At 59.7% G+C, this 774-nt stretch carries 1 protein-coding gene; it reads left to right on the top strand.

What is annotated here, in order from left to right; genetic code table 11:
* On the top strand, positions 1–774 hold a 774-nt coding region (locus AXE65_RS13720; protein WP_068387361.1), incomplete at both ends, for a phage replication initiator YdaU family protein.

The raw sequence follows: 774 nt of genomic DNA, 5'->3' as shown, positions 1-774 counted from the left end.
GCTGGATACGCTGTCCGATGATGAGGTGCGTTTTACGTTGCGTATCTCGCGCAAGCAATGGGAGGTCACTAAGGCGCTGTTTGTCGCCAAGGGTTTTATTGATGAGGCGCTGAATCTGTTGCCCTGGAATCAGCGCCTCGCGCAGGCCGATGAGCCGTGTGTGGATGTGGAGGATGATCCGCTGATCGAGCGCGACCAGCAGCGCCGCGCGTATGAGGAGGCGCTGGTGCAGCGCCAAGCCGCCGCTCAAGAGGCGGCGGCGATGGTGCCCGCGCCTGCCGATGAGCACGAGCATAAGCCCGATCTGCTGAACGCGCTGTTGGCTCCGGTTGAGGCGATTCCGCCGCATATCGAGCAGGAGATGGCTCGCATCCGCGAGGCGATGGCTCGCCCGCAAGACGATGAGGCGTCAAAGGAGCGCCTCCGCGCGGCAGAGGCGGAAATGCGCCGCCGTTTGCAGCAAAAAAAGCAAGCACCCACGGACGCCGAGCCGCCGCAAGTAAAACCCGCACGCAAGAGCAAAACCCATGACGCGGAAAAACCCGATGAGGTTGAGCAAGGCGTGTGGGATGATTTTTTGAAGTTGCGCAAGACTAAAAAAGCGCCGCTGACGGTGACCGCGCTGAATCAAATTAAAAAGGAGGCGGATAAAGCCAATATGCCGCTGAATAAGGCGCTTGAGATTTGTTGCCTTAGGGGCTGGCAGGGCTTTAATGCGCATTGGCTTGAGGATGATAGCGCTTCTTCCGCCGCGCCCGCGAGCAATTGCCCGGT

The sequence above is a fragment of the Ventosimonas gracilis genome (assembly GCF_001580025.1).
Taxonomy (GTDB): Bacteria; Pseudomonadota; Gammaproteobacteria; order Pseudomonadales; family Pseudomonadaceae; genus Ventosimonas; species Ventosimonas gracilis.
Note: the sequence above shows the minus strand (reverse complement) of the source record. Positions and strands in the feature narration are given on the sequence as shown.